Source organism: Flavobacterium sp. GNP010, from assembly GCF_056428945.1.
The window spans coordinates 1-3,137 of sequence record NZ_JBWJVK010000090.1 but is presented as its reverse complement, the minus strand read 5'-3'; the positions used below and the strand labels follow the sequence as shown (position 1 = coordinate 3,137).

The 3,137-nt window shown below is 34.8% G+C and carries 3 protein-coding genes; all 3 read right to left on the bottom strand.

Translation table 11 applies throughout. The features are described 5' to 3' along the window. Window positions 1-165: 165 nt before the first annotated feature. On the bottom strand, window positions 166-1,242 hold the full coding sequence (gene prfA / locus AC061C_RS15495) for a peptide chain release factor 1 (protein ID WP_309755656.1): 1,077 nt from the start codon (window positions 1,240-1,242) through the stop codon (window positions 166-168). Between the two features lie 396 nt (window positions 1,243-1,638). Next, the gene (locus AC061C_RS15490; RefSeq protein WP_478291918.1) at window positions 1,639-2,475 is read right to left on the bottom strand and encodes an alpha/beta hydrolase; all 837 of its coding nucleotides are present in this window, start codon (window positions 2,473-2,475) and stop codon (window positions 1,639-1,641) included. 157 nt (window positions 2,476-2,632) lie between these two features. Continuing rightward, window positions 2,633-3,010, bottom strand: coding sequence for a hypothetical protein (locus AC061C_RS15485; RefSeq protein ID WP_478291917.1), 378 nt, complete (start codon window positions 3,008-3,010; stop codon window positions 2,633-2,635). Window positions 3,011-3,137: the final 127 nt, after the last annotated feature.

Below are 3,137 nucleotides of genomic sequence, written 5' to 3'. Positions count from 1 at the left end.
ATCAAATTAATGGGAACAAACGACTTGGTTACCTATAGAATCATTGAAGCCTACAAATAGTATTTAAAACTAAATGTAGGCTTCATTGCTTATTTTTTTGTAAAAATTCTCTTTCAGATCCCGAGTATTGCAAAAAAAAGTGAAACGAATTTCACTTTTTTTTATTTAAAATACCTCGCTAGCCTCTTTCAATTTTTCCATGTTATTGACTAGTGCCAACTCATCTACAATTTTCTGAATGTCACCATTCATGATATTTCCTAAATCGTACAACGTCAAACCTACACGGTGATCGGTAACGCGACCTTGTGCATAATTGTAGGTACGAATTTTAGCTGAACGGTCACCAGAACTTACCTGAGAAGTACGTTTGGTAGCATCTTCAGCTTGTTTTTTAGCTAATTCCTGTTCGTACAAACGGGAACGCAATACGCCAAAAGCTTTATCTTTATTCTTGTGTTGTGATTTCTGATCTTGGCATTGCGCCACTAATCCTGTTGGAATGTGTGTCAAACGAACCGCTGATTTCGTTGTATTTACCGATTGTCCTCCAGGTCCTGATGAACAAAAGAAATCGACACGCACATCATTCATATCAATTTGAACATCAAATTCCTCTGCTTCTGGTAATACCATAACGGTTGCTGCTGAAGTGTGCACACGACCTTGAGTTTCTGTTTGTGGTACTCGTTGTACACGATGTACACCCGCTTCAAACTTCAAAGTTCCATAAACATCTTCGCCAGTTACTTCAAAAATAACCTCTTTAAATCCACCTGAAGTTCCTTCATTCATGTCTACCACAGAAGTTCTCCAACCTTGATTTTCGCAATATTTGGTATACATACGGAACAAATCCCCTGCAAAAATACTCGCTTCATCCCCACCTGTTCCAGCACGAATTTCCACCATAACATTCTTGGCATCTTCTGGATCTTTTGGAATCAACATAAATTTGATTTCATCCTCTAATTCTGGCAATCTTTCCTTTGCTTCTTCGAGTTGCATTTTGGCCATTTCGGTCATATCTGCATCACTGTTATCGGCTATAATTTCGTTGGCTTCCTCAATATTTGCCATAATAAGCACGTACTCATCACGCTTCTCGGCCAATGCTTTTAAATTTTTGTACTCTTGATTCAATTGCACATAACGCTTTTGATCGGAGATCACATCCGGCTGTATAATCAAATCCGAAATCTCATCGAAACGTTGTTTTACTATTTGAAGTCTATCTAACATTTTGTTATCCCTTTTATTTGGAGTGCAAATTTACGAAATTTTTGTTTAAAGTGGTCGGTTTCAAGTTGAGATTGTAATACGAGTTTTTTATAGGTTTTTTTCTAAATATTTTTATACTTCAAAAGTGCTGTAAACCTTTTTTATGGATCAAATTAAAGATAATACTTTGGCGAAATGATTGAAAATTGTCAGTCTTTGAATAAAGTAAGTGATGATTTATACGCCTATGAACTTATCTACTTTGTCTTTTGCATTTATGAGTTGAACACAGCAAAAACTTAAATTAAACAATAAGATAATTAATTCTAAAGACAACAGCCATTATGCTATTAAAATCTCACTAAAAAAATCATTAGAATTAAGCATCGATAAAATGAATACCCAAAACATGAATTGTTACTTATTTTGTTTCATAAAAGTAAGAATCTCATCAAATCTATCGCTCCAAGGGTAAAAATATTGCAGTACCATTGGGACATGCTTTTTATTCAAGCGTATAGGCATGACATCTGGTTGAAAAGGTTTTAAAGCACTTACAAATCTACTGTTGGCAATTTTTATGGAATTATAGGTTTTGTCGCCTACGTAAATTAAAAACGGAGGTGTGTTTTTATCTATAAAATATATTGGAGATGCCGCTTTCCATTGCTCTGGATTGGTGGTCCATGTTGCTAAATAATCATCTTCGGCTGTGGGTGGATTCCCTTCTAAATAATTTTTCATGTCCAATCCCGCAGCATCATTCAATATAATTCCAGCAATGCTTTTTGGATCTGTCCCATATTTAGGATTCATTACTGCCAAAGCACCAAGATGTCCTCCTGCTGAATGTCCAGTGATAAAAATTTGATTTGGATTTCCGTTGTATTGACTAATATTTTTTTTAGTCCACTGAATTACGGCTGCAATTTGCTTTGCCATGCCATCATAATTCGCTTCTGGGCTTAGTGTGTAATCCGGAATTACAGTGATTACGCCTTTTCTGGCAAAATTGCGGCCCAATAAATCATAAGTTCCTTTTCGTCCGCTATTCCAGTTTCCTCCATGCACAAAAATCAATACTTGCGATTGCTCTGCTTTCGATTTTCGCGGAACAAAAATATTTAATTTTGGTGTATTGTTATTGTTCTCAACAGTAGTTGATTGATAGGAAATATTAGTATTTTTTTTCGAACTGCAATTAACCAGCAGCAAAGCATTCAATAAAACGATGATGACCAAGGAAAAACGCATAACTATTTTTTTTTACGAAGGTACTATTAAATAAAATATCGTTTAGTTTCATCGCTACAAGAACTAAACAAGTAAGTGAATCATACAATATTTAAATGTTGTAATACCAAAAAAAAGCTGTCTTTTCAGGCAGCTTTTTTTTGGTATTAAAAATCTATTAGTTGAATTGTGCCGTCACAAAGTCAATTAAACTTTCATCACTCATTTTATTAGAGGTACTTTCTTTGGCTTCTACATTTTTATATTGAGGTGTTTCGCTCAAATAATTGATAAATTGCTCTTGCGCCGTGCCAGTTCCCGTTACATGCAATTCATCTACGTTTTGCATGTGAGCCGTAATGCTTTTAAATAATTTACGTAGCAGATCTCTTTCGGCATTGTTAGCGGCATTTTCACTGGTGTTGTAGCCTTGTCCGTCTACGGTTTCATGACCTAAAACTACGAAGTTTCCTGAATCTACATTTTCTCTTCCTACAATGGTAGCATGATGCGAATCCATCCAAACTCCAAATTGTTTTTTACTTTTTTCTGACATCTTTCTATATGTATTTGTTACTAATCAAGTGTTAACTGTTTAAAAAAAATGCCACAGTAAACTTTATTTTATTTTCACTGCTATCCGAAAGTCTAAAATAAAAAGAGCCTTAGAATCCCGTATTTTT